Source organism: Bradyrhizobium algeriense, assembly GCF_036924595.1.
Taxonomy (GTDB): Bacteria; Pseudomonadota; Alphaproteobacteria; order Rhizobiales; family Xanthobacteraceae; genus Bradyrhizobium; species Bradyrhizobium algeriense.
The window spans coordinates 1,152,772-1,168,854 of record NZ_JAZHRV010000001.1 but is presented as its reverse complement, the minus strand read 5'-3'; the positions used below and the strand labels follow the sequence as shown (position 1 = coordinate 1,168,854).

At 58.8% G+C, this 16,083-nt stretch carries 15 protein-coding genes and 1 tRNA gene; 9 read left to right on the top strand and 7 right to left on the bottom strand.

The window, feature by feature from the left end; all coding sequences use genetic code 11:
• Positions 1–212 precede the first annotated feature (212 nt).
• The gene (locus tag V1286_RS05590; RefSeq protein WP_334478123.1) at positions 213–788 is read right to left on the bottom strand and encodes a group I truncated hemoglobin; all 576 of its coding nucleotides are present in this window, start codon (positions 786–788) and stop codon (positions 213–215) included.
• A 552-nt stretch (positions 789–1,340) separates the two neighbouring features.
• Between V1286_RS05590 and V1286_RS05585 the strand changes: the two genes are divergently transcribed.
• From V1286_RS05585 to ligD, 9 genes are all read left to right on the top strand, one after another.
• A complete protein-coding gene (locus tag V1286_RS05585; protein ID WP_334478121.1) occupies positions 1,341–1,676 on the top strand; it encodes a VOC family protein in 336 nt (111 codons plus the stop codon).
• 612 nt (positions 1,677–2,288) lie between these two features.
• A complete protein-coding gene (locus V1286_RS05580; protein WP_334478120.1) occupies positions 2,289–3,836 on the top strand; it encodes an FAD-dependent oxidoreductase in 1,548 nt (515 codons plus the stop codon).
• Positions 3,837–4,120: 284 nt separating this feature from the next.
• Entirely contained in the window at positions 4,121–5,014 is an 894-nt protein-coding gene (locus V1286_RS05575; RefSeq protein ID WP_334478118.1) for a ferritin-like domain-containing protein, read from the top strand.
• Positions 5,015–5,360: 346 nt separating this feature from the next.
• Positions 5,361–5,558, top strand: coding sequence for a hypothetical protein (locus V1286_RS05570; protein ID WP_334478117.1), 198 nt, complete (start codon positions 5,361–5,363; stop codon positions 5,556–5,558).
• Position 5,559: 1 nt separating this feature from the next.
• Positions 5,560–5,937: a hypothetical protein gene (locus V1286_RS05565; protein ID WP_334478116.1), complete on the top strand. Its 378-nt coding sequence runs from the start codon at positions 5,560–5,562 to the stop codon at positions 5,935–5,937.
• Positions 5,938–6,653: 716 nt separating this feature from the next.
• A complete protein-coding gene (locus V1286_RS05555) occupies positions 6,654–6,917 on the top strand; it encodes a hypothetical protein (RefSeq protein WP_334478114.1) in 264 nt (87 codons plus the stop codon).
• 223 nt (positions 6,918–7,140) lie between these two features.
• Positions 7,141–7,419 carry a DNA -binding domain-containing protein gene (locus tag V1286_RS05550; protein WP_334478113.1) on the top strand — a complete coding sequence of 93 codons (279 nt, stop codon included), beginning with the start codon at positions 7,141–7,143 and terminating at the stop codon, positions 7,417–7,419.
• Positions 7,420–8,547: 1,128 nt separating this feature from the next.
• Entirely contained in the window at positions 8,548–8,769 is a 222-nt protein-coding gene (locus V1286_RS05545; RefSeq protein ID WP_334478112.1) for a hypothetical protein, read from the top strand.
• Positions 8,770–9,262: 493 nt separating this feature from the next.
• Positions 9,263–10,159, top strand: a complete 897-nt coding sequence (ligD, locus tag V1286_RS05540) for a non-homologous end-joining DNA ligase (protein WP_334478111.1) — start codon at positions 9,263–9,265, stop codon at positions 10,157–10,159.
• 742 nt (positions 10,160–10,901) lie between these two features.
• On the opposite strand, the gene V1286_RS05535 is transcribed toward ligD, so the two are convergent.
• From V1286_RS05535 to V1286_RS05510, 6 genes are all read right to left on the bottom strand, one after another.
• Positions 10,902–11,402, bottom strand: a complete 501-nt coding sequence (locus V1286_RS05535; protein ID WP_334478110.1) for a DUF4760 domain-containing protein — start codon at positions 11,400–11,402, stop codon at positions 10,902–10,904.
• Between the two features lie 336 nt (positions 11,403–11,738).
• Positions 11,739–11,814: transfer RNA gene (locus V1286_RS05530), tRNA-Lys, on the bottom strand.
• 181 nt (positions 11,815–11,995) lie between these two features.
• Positions 11,996–12,577, bottom strand: a complete 582-nt coding sequence (locus V1286_RS05525) for a Spy/CpxP family protein refolding chaperone (protein WP_334478109.1) — start codon at positions 12,575–12,577, stop codon at positions 11,996–11,998.
• Between the two features lie 132 nt (positions 12,578–12,709).
• Entirely contained in the window at positions 12,710–14,035 is a 1,326-nt protein-coding gene (locus V1286_RS05520; protein ID WP_334478107.1) for a TRAP transporter large permease, read from the bottom strand.
• Complete coding sequence (locus tag V1286_RS05515) at positions 14,032–14,607, bottom strand: TRAP transporter small permease (RefSeq protein WP_334478106.1); 576 nt, start codon at positions 14,605–14,607, stop codon at positions 14,032–14,034. The genes V1286_RS05520 and V1286_RS05515 overlap by 4 nt, the downstream gene beginning before the upstream one ends.
• A gap of 149 nt (positions 14,608–14,756) precedes the next feature.
• Positions 14,757–15,758 carry a TRAP transporter substrate-binding protein gene (locus V1286_RS05510; protein ID WP_334478105.1) on the bottom strand — a complete coding sequence of 334 codons (1,002 nt, stop codon included), beginning with the start codon at positions 15,756–15,758 and terminating at the stop codon, positions 14,757–14,759.
• Positions 15,759–16,083: the final 325 nt, after the last annotated feature.

Genomic DNA, 16,083 nt, shown 5'->3' with positions numbered 1-16,083 from the left:
TCACGTACCCTTTCCCGCGGTTTCCTCCATTGGAGGGTTGCGTACGCCGGCCCCGGTGTGCGCCGAGCCACCGTCATGGGGCCGGCATCCGAAAACCTTCAGAGAAACAGACTCGTTGCACCGTAGCTCGTCGGTCATCTCGTCGGGCGCAGCAACACTTCCCGCCCAGCTCTGGCTGGGCGGGACCGTATGGACTGAGCAGTACGGCAGCGTCAGCCGCGCTTAGCGGCCGCGACGTAGCCGGCCGTAACCTCGTCCTTGTGGGCGGCGAAGGCTGCCAGTACTTCAGCCTTCTCGCGTTGGGGGACCTTCGCGAAGTCCAGCGTCCGTCCAAGTTCGGCTGCAACCTCATCGAATTCGGCCGGAGAGATCCTCAGCTTCCGGTGTGCCTCCTCTAGGCCAACAGGCGTCTTGCCGGGCTTGGTAGCGGTGAACTGAAAAGGCCCACCGGAAACGTTGCAGACCCACAGCGTGCGCATGAACTTGAGACCGGGCAACCTTTTTAGGTTCTTGGTGTGCCATTCCCGCAGTTGCGGGTTCTTGGACTTCTGGCCGACGATGGGGTTCTTCACGATAGCGTCGCTGAAGTGATCGATCACCGCCGCGATGGCGAATGCGCCTCCAAGCCGCTCATACAGACTTTTCTCAGACGTGGGTTCCTTCGTGGTTTCCTTTGCTTGCGCGTAGGCGTTATCAGCCCCCGCTAAAGCGACTGGGACGGCGCTCAGCGCCAGACCAGCGACCAAGCAGCTTCGTCTTGTGACGGAATTCGAAAGGTTGCGTGTCATTGGTTGTCCTCCTTGGTTATGTTCGAAGGCATTCCCATCTCGCGCCGCATGCGCGCCGCACGAACTCGGTATTGTCCGGTGCCAACGGGTTCATCCGCAGGTCCTTGAACCTGTCGCTTCGGCGCTTGGTGCCTCGCTGCCCACCTTGGATGGTATTGAAAGGAAAAGGTTCCCGTCAAAAACTGGAGGCGCGTCGCATCCACAAGGACTGCAGGACGCAATGGCGAAACGTTCGAGAACGTCTACGTTGGCTCAGTTTCTGGCCTGGCCGTCGTCCAGACCAATGGCCGCTTTTTCCATCGAGAGCAGACATGAGCGGCAGGCCGATCCAGGTCTGTTTGGATGCCACAAGCTGCTATTCGCCTACCCGCACTCGGCGCCAGCCTCGGCATCCGTCGGGTTGGCCGCGGCTGTTCGGTTCACGAGTCGCAAAGTGCGGTGTCGGATCGAATTATCCGCAACGCTCGGTCCGCCCGAAAACGCCGCGCTCGTTGAAACGCGACGCAGTTCTGTACGTTGACCCATCTGTGCGGTGAAGACGGAGCGCGGACAATGGCATCCATCCGATACGTTGTGACGGACATAGATAGATCGGTCGAATTCTATCGCGATAGACTCGAGTTCTCGGTGGACATGCACAATCCTAGCAAGTTCGCGGCGCTTATTCGTGACGATCTGACGCTCTACTTGAGCGCCCCAGGGGCGGGCAGCGGAGGAACTGCTGGCAGCAATCCGGAGCCTGGTGGATGGAATCGGTTCATGATTATTATGAAAGATATAGATGGTCTCATCGGCCGGTTGAACGCTGGTGGGGCCAAATTTAGAGGAGAAATCAGCGAGGCGGGAGCCGGTCGCGCGAGGCTTCTGGAAGATCCATGGGTAACCTGATTGAACTGTTTGAGTTCAAGGAAAAATAAGTAATGTGACCGCCTGTCTACTAGGAAGCCCGAGGACGACGGCGCGGTTTGGGTATAGGAACTAACGCGGCCAAACGCCAAACGTCGGCTTAGGGTTAAGTCCGGGGCGCGTAACTCGGCAGTTCGCTTTACCCCCGAGAACAGACATGCTCAGCCGGGCCTATTAGGTCCGGAAAGTGCGGACATCGATCTCCTCCAGCCCTTTCTAAACAGATGACTTACTGCAGCCGCGGTCATTGCCGCGCGATTGGCAAGCTTTGGCGAAGTAGAATAATCAGTTCCAATGAGTTTGTTGCTTGCATCCTGAAGTGAACCGGCGGCTCGCGCAGCCGGTCTACCTTCGTGCCTTCAAAGCGCGCCGCCATTGCCTCCGGCTTACGCCGCAAGAGGTTCTGCGTATCGTCTGCTGGCACTTCGGACTCGACCTCGTGACGATCAGGCGCGCCGACCTCCGGCTACTCTCCCCTGCGCTGGATTGTCGATCGCCTGATCTGCGGACGTCCGGGCCCACCCGCTCGCGTATTCTCTACCCCAGGGGAACCCCCGTCCGACAGCATCGTTTTCTCCTTTTGAGGACAGCGCCATGAACGTACAGGACGAGCACACCCGATCGCTCTGGATGGATATCCCGGTCGCCGAAGCCCCAGCGCTGTCGGGTCCGGAACGGGCCGACGTCGTCGTGGTCGGCTCCGGAATTGCCGGGCTATCCGTGGCCTATGAGCTTGCCAACCGCGGGCATTCTGTCGTGGTGCTGGACCGCGGCAAAATCGGCAGTGGCATGACCGCACGCACTACGGCTCATCTCGCTTCGGCGCTCGACGACGACTACAAGGAACTGATTAGCGTGCGCGGGGAGGACTGCTCCCGGCTTTGTTACCAGAGCGTCACAGCCGCGATTGATCGCGCCGAGGCTATTCAGTCCACCGAAAACATCGATTGCGATTTTCGCCGATTGGACGGCTACTGGGTGCTGGCGCCGGACACGCCCGCATCTCACTTGGACGAGGAATTTGATTGCTGCACCAAGCTCGGGATTCCTGTCGAGGACTGCAGGATACCGACGCCCCTCCACGCTGAAGGTGTTGTGCGGTCGTTGCGCTTTCCGCGACAGGCGCGTTTCCATCCCACCAAATATCTCGCCGGACTGGCAAGTGCGCTGCAGCGTCGCGGTGCGAGGCTCTACGCTGACACCTGTGTCGAAAGCATCGAGCAAAAGCAGGGGGACATTGTCGTGAAGACCACGTCCGGGTACGACATCCGCGCGAGCGACGTGGTGGTCGCGACAAATTCGCCAGTTAACGTGCGCGTGGCGATCCATACCAAGCAGGCACCTTACAGAACCTACGCGATTGCGGCGAAGATTCCGGCTGGTACGCTCGCGGATGCGCTCTATTGGGACACGCTCGACCCCTACCACTACGTTCGTCTGCAGCCATTCTCCGACGATGAGGACATCGCGATTATCGGCGGAGAAGACCATAAGTCCGGCGGAGCGGACGATGGCGAGCAGCGCTTTGCCGCTCTTGAGCGCTGGGTGCGCGATCGGCTGCCAAACGTGCGCGAGGTGACCCATCGCTGGTCCGGGCAAGTGCTGGAACCGGTAGATTTTTTGGGTTTCATCGGTCATAGCCCCGATGAGGAACATGTCTTCCTCGTCAGCGGCGATTCCGGACAAGGCATCACGAACGGGCTGGTCGCCGGCATTTTGATTACGGACCTGATCATGACGGGATCGAACCCGTGGGAACAGATATACTCGCCGTCTCGAAAATTCCAAAAGAACATCAGCGAGTTCATCAGCGAGAACATCACTCCCCTGAAGAATTTCGCTGAGTACCTGACAGCCAGCGAAATCGCATCCGTCGAACGGCTTCGGCAGGGAGAAGGACGCCTCGTCCGCAGCGGGTTAAAGAAGATAGCGGCTTGCCGGGACCGCGAGGGCACGTTGCATTTGCATTCCGCAAGTTGCACCCATCTCGGCTGCGTGGTGCACTGGAATTCCCTGGAGCAATGTTGGGACTGCCCCTGCCACGGCTCGCAATTCGCGCCCGATGGGACCGCCCTCAATGGACCAGCCGTTTCGCCCCTTGCCGGCATCCAGAGGCCGGCCAAGCTTGAAGCGGCGGAATAGCGCGGCGGACTCCGAGTCCAGGCGAAGTCACTCTCGCCAGCTCTCGATCCGTGGAGGGCCCATGCGCGCTCCACCGGCCTTGGCTTGCGCAGGCCAAGCATGGCTTCGGCGGCCTCACGAGGTAGTGCTGCTTGGTTTCGGGTCCGCCTGGAACGGTACCCGCGGGCTCACGTTGTAGGCTTCAAGCACCAAGCTGGTGCCGAGGTTGCGCCCATTGAGCGCCCTCAATAGCGCTGAACAGTGAGTGGCGCGACCCCTCAATGCAGAACAGAGGAGGTTACGCCATGGATGCATTGCGCATTTCCCGCCGGCAATCGATCGCCGGCCTATCGGTCGCGGGACTAGCGGGATTGCTCATTCCGCCTGCCCTTGCCCAGCAGAAGCGCGAGACCACCGGCGTCGGGATCGGCAAGAAAGGAGCAGCGATCGACGACGAGGACATTTTCACCTTCGCGCTGAACCTCGAATACATGGAAGCCGAGTTCTATCTGCGCGCAACGACCGGCAAGGGCATCAGCGATACCGATGCCGGTATGGACGCCGGCAGGGTCGTTGGCGGCCATGAGGCCCAATTCAAAGAGAAAGCAATCCGCGAATTCATTGAAGAGACGGCGGAGAACGAACTGGCCCACGTTCGCTTCTATCGCAAGACGCTTGGCCGAAGCTCCATATCGCGACCGGCGATCGACTTCGACGCCGGTTTCAAGGCTGCAGCTCAGGCTGCGGGATTGCCTGCCGATTTCGATCCGTTTGCCGACGACATGTCGGTCCTGCTCGGTGGCATGCTGTTCGAGGACGTCGGCGTGACCGCCTATGCAGGCGCGGCCCCGCTGCTCAAGAAGAAGGAGTTCGTGGAGGCGGCGGCCGGGATCCTTGCTGTGGAGGCCTACCACATGGGAATGGCCCGCTCCCAGCTCTACATGATGGGCGAGAAGGCGTGGGATGCCGCCAACGCAATATCCGATGCGCGGGATAAAATTGACGGAACCCCGGAAAAGGAAGACGAGGGGATCAGGGTGGACGGCAAAGCCAACTTCGTGCCTTCAACGCCCGATGCGATTGCGTTCACGCGTACGCCACAAGAGGTTCTGCGCATCGTCTATTTGACCGAGAAGGCCGGCGTCAGCAAGGGCGGGTTCTACCCGAACGGAATGAACGGAGAACTCAAGACCACCTGACTGCAATACGCCCCCTGTTGCACCTCTTCGGATCGGCCTCGCAGGGAGGCCGATCCGCGCACTGCTGGACTGAAGGCGATATCCGGTTCGGGTCCAAAATCGGAAGTGCCGCGGCCGACACGGCATGTCCGTTCTATCAGACAGCAGACGTCGGTACGCGGACCGCTTAGGTGCCTTTCGTGCCAAGAGGCGCCGCCAAAGACTGTCAAAAAAGGGGATCAGAGCCCGCCGGCGGGCGCGACTGATGACTGCTGAGGCTTGCATGGCCAGCTTCGCTGTTGCTCTGGCGACGTAAACACGGGGCGGAACGACGATCATCGCCAACTCCATGGGAACGGACGAGTTGATGACTGACACCGAAAAACGGATGGCGGACTTCTTCACCTTGGCGGAACGCTACTGCGAGTTGGGTCGCCTGCTGCCGAGTGAGGATGACCTTGCTCTTGATCATGGTGAGGCAGCGATAGCAGAGGCAAAGCTGGTGCTCGACGAGATGGCCAAAACCAAAGCCGAGATGGATGCATTGCTAGAGAGGAAGAATTGACGTGCATAAGAAATTTAAAACCCGCAGCGATGAGAACATTAGCTGGATCGAGTTTCACTGCCGCATCCCATTCGGCCCGGATCGTGGTCGGCGGGTAAGGTTGACTGATGAAGAGAAATTCACGGTTCGCCAGATTTACGATCGTGAAGCGAAAGATCTAAATTTTAGGTCTTCACTGGAGGACGAAAATCTTGCCGCTTACATCATACTGTTGCATCTCTGCGGTCCCATGGCGCTGGGCAATGATCCGCCGATGGTCGAGGCAGACCCGTGGACGGTATGGCATTCCGCAGGGGTTACTCTGCATCAGTTTTTGAAGCGCGAAGGCGGAGTTATTGTTTGTCGTCGTCTGCGCACCCGATATCCTGCGGCGGCGTGACAGTCGCGATGTCGGCTCATTGGGGTAAAGCGGACCTCTTGCTTGGACTTCTGCGGCCTGCTTACTCCGGTCCGCCGCCGGCGTCTTCACCTTCGTCCTATCTTGTATCTCGATCGAGCACCTTGCGCTCCAGCTCTTTAACTGCATGAGAGCGGAACCTACGTGATGCCGACACAGAGTGGGGCTGATCTGTTCACGTGAATTTGCGCGCGCATTTGTCGGCTAGCGGACTGACGCAGTTATCCAATTACGATAGGCCGCCGCACGGGAGGCGCATGTCTTCAATTGGAGTAGCTGTTTGAAAGCTGGGAGTATTGAGTTCGGCGGGCGCGCGGTTGCCTGTCTCATTCGTCACCAGTCCGAGACTGGAGCAGCGCTGGATGTAGTCAGCTCGATCGGCATCCCCGCGCAATTTACACTTTTGGTCGCTGCTGATCGCATCAAAGTCGGATGCATCCTGATATGGCGAATGGAAAAGTTGATCGGCGTCAAACTCCATTTGGAAAAAACGGCCCCTGCGCGGGTTGGCTTGCGCCAGAGCCGTCCCCTTGCGGCGCGCCCATCAGGGCGCCGGGGAAACTGGCATAAACCAGCTGAACTTAAGCGAAAGGCCCAGCGCTAGCGCCGGGTTCAAGGAGCTGCCTTTGCGCGCACATTGGAGTGTTGTCGCGATGCCCCGCTCGCCATCGATCGTGCCGCAAGATGCGGACCATGACATGTACATCATACTGGACGCCTCTGGGGCTTGGGTAGGCCGCGCCTGGGGCGAGACCGAGGATATTTACCGCGAGACGGTAATCCGCGACCTCTTGGACGGCGTGTACAGCTATCCGGTGCGCATCGTTGCGTTCAATACCGCCGAGGGATGGTCGCGAAATATCACCTTCGAGATTGCCGCTGAGCTGAAGCAGCGCTGGGTCGAGGGGAAAGATATCCCCGCATGTGTGCAACATTTGCTAGCATTGAACGGCCGACGCTGAGTGCGGCTCCCCAGCCAGCCGGGTGCCCAAGCCAATACCAATAATCCCAAAATCTCGCTAGACCGCACGTAGTAGTCCCTGTGCGAAACGGTCGGGCTTCGGTCACTCACATTTCGGACCTGACAGGCCCGGTTGACGAAGCGGACTTCGCCGCTATGCGTCATCAATATGCCAAGAGCCCAATGCAGAGTTCTCGATCAGTAACCTAGTGCGAGATGCACATATGCAGAAGCCGCCGCTCGCTCCCGATGTCGCCGACATCGCGCCCTCCGATGCCGTGCTGACCGCTTATGACGAGGAGCACATCATCACCTATCTGCGCCTGCTCGACGCGGATGCGAAAGGAGCTGACTGGCGCGAAGTTGCCCGGATAGTGCTGCGTCTTGATCCGAGAGATGAATCTGATTGCGTTCGAAGGGCGTTCGACAGCCATTTGTCGCGCGCCAAATGGATGACAGAGCATGGTTACCGGCACCTGCTATGTGGTGGTGCGTCCGCTTAGAGCGACCCTGAGCCGTGGCGGCGGCTCCTGGCAAAGCAGGACTGTCGATACGTCAGGAACATCTAGGTTTCCTAACAGGTGGATCATGTTTCCGGGAGAAAGTGGCAACTTTTTCGTTGCGATCGAATTGAAGTAGGAGCGGCATTTTTGGAGTTCAAAAATGGACGAGGAATTTCCGCTGAGGGTCGCTGTTGATCAGGCTTGGACCGTGCACTTAGCCGCGCACAAGGATGTTGACGCGGCCGATCCGCGTCGTTGCTCGCTTGAAAGATACCTACGTGGGAAATGGCAAGCTGGTGAGAGCGATCCAGATGAACTGATATGCTACGGCATTTCTTATCTAGCTCGCCTAGGGTCTGAGAGTTGGTGAGGGCGGGATGACAATCTTTGCAAAGGCTCTGACCGACCTGGCTACTCGCAGTGCTCGACCGGATTGGACATTGGCGGCGATTGCAAGTCTCATTGCAGCTGGTATCGCAGCGTCGGTTCGATATGTGTTTGGATGACAGACGAAAATGACGGACACTACCGGGTTGAAACTCATCGGACTTGCTTTTGCAGTCGTAACCTTTGCCGTCACCGCTACAGCGGGGTGGTAGCGACGACCGTTGATGCTGAGCGGCTCGACGTGCAAACACGAGTTGTGAGGTAAGTTGTGGAATTTCCTGTGCGGCGCTTGAGGAACGGCCATTCTTTATTTGTTGAGAAGAGGAGAAAGCCATGCCGTATTTATTCTTTGGGCTGATCCCAACGGTCCTCGTGATCGGCGGCGTCGCTACTATTTTCTTCGTGTAGTGCACTAGCAGATTGCATTGAGCCATTTCCGGCGATGCTAGTGGTGCTCTATCTGATCGACACTAGCACTGACGGAAGCCCAGCGCTGTGCCATATTGCCCCGCGGCGCTGGGCCTTAGCCGTGGCACTGGCGTGTTCTAACCCTAATGGCCTAAGTTGAATTTCGTGGTGGCCGTTTTGGTCTGGTCTCGATTTGTTTCGATTTGTTCTCAACGTGAGCCGGTGTCCTCCGGGGGCGGCCGCGCGAGCGAGCTACCTCTTATTCCTGCCCCTCCCAAATTCCCCCGTGGTATGATTTTGCTTGCGTAGCCTTGGGGGACCGGGGACCGAGCCATGCCCATTTATTGCTTACTGCAAAACATGCCGATGGGACCTGAGGAAATCAGCCGCCTGACGACGGCCTACGAGCTAGCATTGCGGACTATCGGCCTCGTTGACCGGAACGACCCGATCGCCGAGATGGTCGCCAAGAAGATAATCCAGATCGGGCAAACTGGCGTGCGTGATCCTGCGGATATTTCGGCTCTGGCGATCAAGGAGCTTGGAGTGCAGTAAGGCCGCCTCAGTTGGCGGCCTTTCTGCTAGCGTGCCGTCGGCGGCACAGGGTTCGACACATAAAAGAAAGAACCGCTGGTCATCTCATCCGCTAAACCTAGCCGCCTCTGTAACTCCGTTCAAGTGCCACTTGTTCCCGATTTTATCGGTGGCCTATTTTGCATCTGCGAGGGAAAGTATTAGGAGGCGAAGTTGGTGAAGCACTTCTAAGACGACCCCAATCCGCCTGCGTTTATCAAAGCGCTTGCGGAAGTTCGGCGGTTAGCTCCGCGCGAAGGTTGGTGTTATCAGCACGTCCAAGCGATCACCGTTGCGATTGACCAGTACGCCGAAGCGGCACTGGGTAACCGCGACTACTTTCTAAACAAGCCATACAGCATTGGTGGTGGCAGAAAAGATCACGTCCCCTGATTGGTTCGGGATTCCACTGAAGTAGGCAAGAATGCCCGTCGTTGCCCTCCAAGGTGCGGCGGGCATTTTGTGAGTTGCGTTATTGCCAAAGCGTCTTTCAGCCATGCCGGGGTTCATTAAAGCCCAGCTTGCAACCTTGAAGTCTAAGGCTCCCAAGGGTGACCAGTGGCTTCATGAGATCAAGTTCGACGGCTATCGCATCCAGGTCCATATTGACCGGGGACGGAAGAAAGTCTTCACCCGTAACGGCCTGGACTGGACCAAGCGCTTCTCTGTGATTGCCGGTGCGCTCGATATCCCCGGAGAAGCCATCATCGACGGCGAAGTAGTCGTCACCCATGAAGGTCGCACCAATTTCTCAGAACTACAAGCGGAGCTGGCGGCAGGCAGGCAGGACCGGCTAGTTTACTACGCCTTCGACTTGCTGTGGCGTAACGGGGACCTTCGCAAGCTGCCGCAAATCGAGCGTAAGCAAGCATTGCTAGAACTCCTCGGCGAAAACGACATTCAGTTGCCAATACTCTATTCAAAGCATCTCACCGGAGACGGGCAGAAGATGTTTGAACATGCCGCGAAGCTGAGCTGGGAAGGCATCATCTCCAAGAATGCGACCGCCCCCTACCGCTCCGGTCGCAACGAAGCCTGGCTTAAGGTGAAGTGCGTGCAGAAGGGCAAATTCCCGGTCATTGGTTTTATCAAAGAGCCCAGAGGTGTGGCCGCGCTCTATCTTGGAAAGCAGGAGGGAAAGGACCTTGTCTACATGGGCAAGGTCGGCACCGGATGGTCGCGCACTATCTCCAGCCAAATCAGGAAGCAGCTTGATACGGTCGTTAGCCCCAAGTCCAAGCTTACCAAGCCCGTCAGGAAGCCGAAGGCGACATGGGTAGAGCCAACCTTCGTCGCCGATGTCGAATACCGCGACATCACCTCAGAAGGTCTCTTGAGGGCGAGCTCGTTTAAGGGGTTGTCTCGGAAATAGGAGTGCCTTGGCTGCTCTTATCATGGCAGACCGCCGCGCCGCATTTGCAGCTCTAGCAATGCGAACAAGCCATGATCAAAATCTGCAACCCCGACCGACCCAGGTTGCAGATGAGGGAAAAAGCCGAGGCTTATCAATGGCGATTTTATTAGATGGCGCTCCCTAGGGGAATCGAACCCCTGTTTCAGCCTTGAGAGGGGGCCAAGTCCGATCCGTCTGATACGAGTTCGATGAGAAAAACCTTTGCTGTCGACCTCGAGGCGGTCGAACTCCTAACTCCGAGATCCGCAGTCAGGGTGAGGCAGGAACCAGCGAAGCACCGATCGTAAATCGCCACGGGAGCCGCGATCTGACGTGAGTTGCAGCGCTCGCCCTCGACCTGCGATCACAATTGAGTCATCGCTTCCGTCCTCCCTTGCCGATTTTACGCTGCGACTTTCGTCCTGCCGCTTCCACGGCGCTTCCACGCGCGAAATTTTCAGCCAAATCTTGAGCAGCAAAAAGCCCTCGAAAACATATCGTTCTCAAGGGCTAAGACTTGGTTGCGGGGATAGGATTTGAACCTATGACCTTCAGGTTATGAGCCTGACGCACGAACGTGGATGCCGGCTTCAGCGATCGACACTGATCAGTTTTTGTTAGAAAGCTATCCAGTTGCCGACTGATGACGTTTTGCTCGAAAGCTTTTCAGCCCACTTGCTTGCATACGAGGCCCGAAATTGTCGCCGTTACAAGTTTACGCTTAGCCGGTAGCCTTTGCTTTTCGAGCGACCCACTTCGCATTCAGTTCGTGCAGGTCCGCGTACGTGTACTTGTTCTTCTCCCGCTTCGCGAGAAAATCGAGGACGGGCTTCGCATCGCCGTAGTGGTTCGTGAGCGTGTCGCCCCAATAGAAGTAACATACATCGGCGTCAAGGACCCCTTCTCGGAGGCCGACCGCAATGAGTTCGTGGATATTGAGATATTTGCGGATGCAGAAGTAGTGGTCACGCGTCTCTTTGTCTTCGGAGGTGCAGAATACCTCAACACTTGATGCTTTCCTCATTGCCAGTATGCCGGCGTGAAACTTGTCGAAGGCAGTCAGCATCTTTTCGTCGGTTTCAGTCTTGAGAAACATGTCGAAAGCTGCGCGGCGTCGCGCAATGACCCGCTGCGACTGAAGGGAGGTATACGCCAGCAATCCTGCCGTTGCGGCGATGCCCGCAGTGATCCACTGCGGGACGTTTCCAAAATCGACAGCCATTCTTTCCCCGGCCATTAGAAGCGAGGACCTACCCTAGAATGTGCCCACAGCAGTAATCAACCATTCATGTGGTCCGTGGCGCCCGGGAAGTACGGCGCCCAAATCGGGCTGGCGGAGGGAGAGAGATTCGAACTGACAGTACGCTTGTTGGGCGCGGGCAACTAAGGGGCGATTTCGAATAATCAAGAAGCCGCTGTTCGAGCCCCGTTGTGGCCCAACCCTGTCGATCACATTGTCGCGAATAGATGGCCCGCCGGCTGCCAAAAAACACCGTTTGAAAAACCGTTTTAGTTCGGCCGTCTCAAACGGTTTCTTTCGCTAAGTCCTTGCGAGGCTTGGTGGGCGCACCAGGGCTCGAACCTGGGACCCGCTGATTAAGAGTCAGCTGCTCTACCAACTGAGCTATGCGCCCGGATGCTTAGCTTCCGGAAAGCTCTCGCGAGAGGGCGTCGTTTAGCAAAGCGACCCGGGGATGTCCAGCAAGCCGAAGCGAGTTTTCCCGGGGCTTTGGCTGACCGGCAGAACGGCAAAAAACCGCTGGATTTCAGCGGCTTCCGCCGATGTTTCGATCGGGCCCCGATTGAGGGGGCGCGTCAGAGCCGTTCGGGGCCGCCCCGGGCCGGTCCATCGTCCCGGTCATCGCGATTTCGGCCGTAGCCGCGGTCGCGGTCAAAGTCGCGGTCCCTGCCCATTTCGCGCTCGAACCGGTGATGGCGCCAGCCTTCCCTGCCCCCAAACCGGGTCAGAACGGCGAGCCGGCGCTTCTGGCCGTCATCGAGCGTCTTGTAGAGCGGGTCGGCGGCTTCCGCGATCTTCTTCATGGCCGCCGCGGTAGCTGCCATATTCTCGGCCCGGTCACGCAGCCGCGCCACCGGATCATCCGGCTTCTGCTGGCTGGAATCGTCCTTGGGCGGGTTCATCCGCGCGTTGGCGCGATCGATTCTGAGCTTGGCGAACTCCCTGACCGCGGCCTCGACCGGCGGCCACAGCTTTTCCTGGTCCGCCGTCAGCTTGAGGCCGGCATGAACGGCCGCGATCCGGGCATCCGCATAGGCCGACCGGTCCTCCGGGCTCATCCGCGAATGGCCGTAGCCCCAATGACGATGCTGGGCATAGACGGCGGTCGAGCCGGCAATGGCAAGAACCGCGACCGCTGCGATGGCGAACTTCCTCATGCGAACCTCCTGTGAAAGGTTGCTTGAAGATGGCCTCGCCTCAACCGGCGTTCAACTTAAAGGTTGGCAAGAGAGGCATCCCTTACCAAGATGTAATGTGACGCCGCTTGATCCACCGCAATGCGCGCGAGGCTAGAGCATCCCCAGCGCGCGCGGCAGCCACAGCGAGATTTCCGGCACATAGGTGACGACGCCGAGGAAGATCAGCATAGTCAAAAGCCACGGCCACACCGCGATCGTCAGCTCGGTGATACCCATCTTGGCGATGCCGGAGGCTACATAGAGGTTCAGCCCGACCGGCGGATGGCACATGCCGACTTCCATGTTGACCACCATCAGGATGCCGAGATGCACCGGATGGATGCCGAGCTTGACCGCCACCGGAAACAGGATCGGCGCCATGATCAGGACGATCGAAGACGGCTCCATCACATTGCCTGCGATCAGCAGCAGCAGGTTGACGATCAGGAGGAAGATGATCCAGTCGACGCCGACCGAGGTGATCCACGCCGCGATCTGCTGGGGAATGTTTTCATTCGCCATCAGGAACGAGAACAGCACCGCGTTGGTGATGATGTAGAGGATCATCGCGCTCATATTGGCGGAGCCGAGCAGCACCTTCGGCACATCCCTCAGCGACATGTCGCGATAGACGAATACCGCGATGACGAAGGCGTAAACCGCGCTGATGGCGGCGGCCTCCGTCGGCGTGAACAGACCTGCATAGATGCCGCCGAGCACGATCAGGATCAGCAGCAATCCCCACATGCACTTGCGGAACGCCACGAAACGTTCGGTCCAGCTCGCCTTCGGCAGTCGCGGATAATCATACTTGTACGCCCGATAGAAGGTCGTGACCCCCAGCAGCGTCGCCAGCATCAGGCCCGGGATGACGCCCGCCATGAACATCTGGCCGACGGACGCCGACGAAACACGTTGCCCGGCGGGATCCAGCGCAATGCTGCCGCCGGTCGCCACGCAATAGATCACCATCACGATCGAAGGCGGGATCAGGATGCCGAGCGCGCCAGAGGTGGTGATGACGCCGGCCCCGAAGCGCTTCGGGAATCCTTGGCGTACCATCGCCGGCAACATGATGGCGCCGATCGCGATCACGGTCGCCGGCGACGAACCGGACACCGCGGCAAACAGGGCGCAGGCCATCACGCCGGCAAGCCCGAGGCCGCCGTACCAGTGCCCGACCATGGAGGTCGCGAAATTGATCATGCGGCGCGCGACGCCGCCATGGGTCAGGAAATTTCCGGCGAGAATGAAGAACGGGATCGCCATTATCTCGAAATTGTCGATGCCGGTGAAAAGCTTCAGCGCCACCGACTCGGTCGGCACGTTGGTCATGGTGAAGATGAAGGTCAAAACCGTCATGCCGAGCGCGATCGAGATCGGCATGCCGGTCAGCATCAACGCGACCAGCAGGGAGAAGATGATCAGGGCACTCATCGGGTGACTCCCGCCGCGCCGATGCCGGGCTCTTCGATCTCGACGCCCTCGACATGGGCGTGGTCATGGTGCGGCAGCTCGCCGGTGCGCCAATAGCCGTAGGCGACCTGCAGGAAGCGGAAGCACATCAGGTACGAGCCCAAGGGAATGCAGAGGTAGACGAACCAGCTCGGGATCTCCAGGTCAGGCGAGACCTGGTCGGTGTGCATCAGGCCCCAGACGAATTTTGCGCCCATCGTCCCGATCACGGCGGTGAAGAACGCCCCGCAGAACAGCCCGAACAGCACCACCGCATTGCGCCATGGCGATCTGAGCTGGTTCACGACAACGTCGACGCCGACATGGATGCCGGTGCGCACGCCGTAGGCGGCGCCGAACTTGGCAACCCACACGAACATGTAGATGCAGAGTTCCTGCGCCCAGGACAGGTTGATCGGAAACAGGATGGGATACAGGAATGGAACGCCGACGAGATAACGGTGCATCACCGCGACAAAGATAATCGTCGTCGCCAACGCCATCAGCGTAGCGATCAGTATCTCCTCAAGCCGATCGAGGATCCGAAGCAGCATCAACTTCCCCCTGAAGGATCGGCCTTGCGGCCGGACCCTGCGCTATTCCAGCGGCACCGGTTGCGGCCCGCAGTCCCCACTCGGTCATAGCATATTTCAGACAGTCAAAGGGCTTCCGTGCCGCCGCACGGAAGCCCTGCAACCCCACTTTAGTTCGTCGCGCCCCTCGTCTCCTTGAGGAATTCGTCGATCAGCGGCTGGCCGACGCGGCTGGCGACGTCCTTGTAGACCGGCTCTACCGCCTTGCGCATGGCGGCGTCCTGTTCAGGCGTCAGCTTGAGGATTTCGCTCTTGCCGGTTTTCTTGATTTCGGCGAGCGCGTCGTCGTTTTCCTTCGCCGACTGGCCGTTGCCGTATTCGGTGGCTTCCTTCATCGCCTTCTCGCACTGCGCGCGGACGTCCGCCGGCAGGCCATCCCAGAACTTCTTGTTGGTGACCACGACGTAGCCGATGTAGCCGTGATTGGTTTCGGTGATGTACTTCTGCACTTCATGCATTTTCTGGGTGTAGATGTTCGACCAGGTGTTTTCCTGGCCGTCGACCACGCCGGTCTGCAGCGCCTGATAGACTTCGGAGAACGCCATCACCTGCGGAATCACGCCGAGCGACCGGAACTGGGCTTCCAGCACCTTGGAAGACTGGATGCGGAATTTTAGCCCCTTGTAGTCGGCCGGCGTCACCAGCTTCCTGTTGGCGCTCATCTGCTTGAAGCCGTTATCCCAGTAGGCAAGGCCGGTCATGCCCTTCGAATCCAGGAGCTTCAACAGCCTGGTGCCGAGCGGGCCGTCGGTGACTTTGCGCAACGTCTTCAGGTCGGGAAGGATGTAGGGCAGATCGAACACCTCGAATTCCTTGACCCCGATCGGGCCGAACTTCGAGTTCGAAGGCGCCAGCATCTGCACCGCGCCGAGCTGGAGCGCTTCCAGCTCTTCCTTGTCCTTGTAGAGCTGCGAGTTCGGATAGACTTCGACCTTGACCTTGCCGGCGGTGTATTTCTCGGCCAGTTCCTTGAACTTCTCGGCCGCCAGCCCCTTCGGCGTATTGGTCGCCACCACGTGGCTGAACTTGATCACGATCGGCGATTGCGCCGCGGCGGGGCCGACCAGAGCGAGTGCCGCGATCGATGCCGCGGCCAAAATCAGCTTGCGCATGTATCCTCCCGTTATTTCCCCGGAGCGCGCGAACGCAGGTTCCGAAGCTTGCATGCCAGTTGCACCAATACAGACAAGCCATCCGAATTGCCATTGCCCGTTAGCAGGGTGCCCTCGCGAAAGCTTTGCTGCACCGCAAAAATGCAATATTCCATTCCGTCGGGTGGGCGAGCCGGTACGCTGCGGCCTATCCACGTCATTGCGAGCCATCGGGCGGCGCTTCGCGCCGACCCGTTGGCTCGCAATGACGTGGATATAGTTTCGCCTTCTCGCGGCGCATTGCGTCCGAGGTTTGCATCTTCGTTTGCCCTCCTCGAAAATTAGA

Coding starts and splice junctions, on each gene's coding strand:
- V1286_RS05590 (WP_334478123.1), bottom strand. CDS start 788: ATGACACGCAACCTTTCGAATTCCGTCACAAGACGAAGCTGCTTGGTC.
- V1286_RS05585 (WP_334478121.1), top strand. CDS start 1,341: ATGGCATCCATCCGATACGTTGTGACGGACATAGATAGATCGGTCGAA.
- V1286_RS05580 (WP_334478120.1), top strand. CDS start 2,289: ATGAACGTACAGGACGAGCACACCCGATCGCTCTGGATGGATATCCCG.
- V1286_RS05575 (WP_334478118.1), top strand. CDS start 4,121: ATGGATGCATTGCGCATTTCCCGCCGGCAATCGATCGCCGGCCTATCG.
- V1286_RS05570 (WP_334478117.1), top strand. CDS start 5,361: ATGACTGACACCGAAAAACGGATGGCGGACTTCTTCACCTTGGCGGAA.
- V1286_RS05555 (WP_334478114.1), top strand. CDS start 6,654: ATGTACATCATACTGGACGCCTCTGGGGCTTGGGTAGGCCGCGCCTGG.
- V1286_RS05550 (WP_334478113.1), top strand. CDS start 7,141: ATGCAGAAGCCGCCGCTCGCTCCCGATGTCGCCGACATCGCGCCCTCC.
- V1286_RS05545 (WP_334478112.1), top strand. CDS start 8,548: ATGCCCATTTATTGCTTACTGCAAAACATGCCGATGGGACCTGAGGAA.
- V1286_RS05535 (WP_334478110.1), bottom strand. CDS start 11,402: ATGGCTGTCGATTTTGGAAACGTCCCGCAGTGGATCACTGCGGGCATC.
- V1286_RS05525 (WP_334478109.1), bottom strand. CDS start 12,577: ATGAGGAAGTTCGCCATCGCAGCGGTCGCGGTTCTTGCCATTGCCGGC.
- V1286_RS05520 (WP_334478107.1), bottom strand. CDS start 14,035: ATGAGTGCCCTGATCATCTTCTCCCTGCTGGTCGCGTTGATGCTGACC.
- V1286_RS05515 (WP_334478106.1), bottom strand. CDS start 14,607: ATGCTGCTTCGGATCCTCGATCGGCTTGAGGAGATACTGATCGCTACG.
- V1286_RS05510 (WP_334478105.1), bottom strand. CDS start 15,758: ATGCGCAAGCTGATTTTGGCCGCGGCATCGATCGCGGCACTCGCTCTG.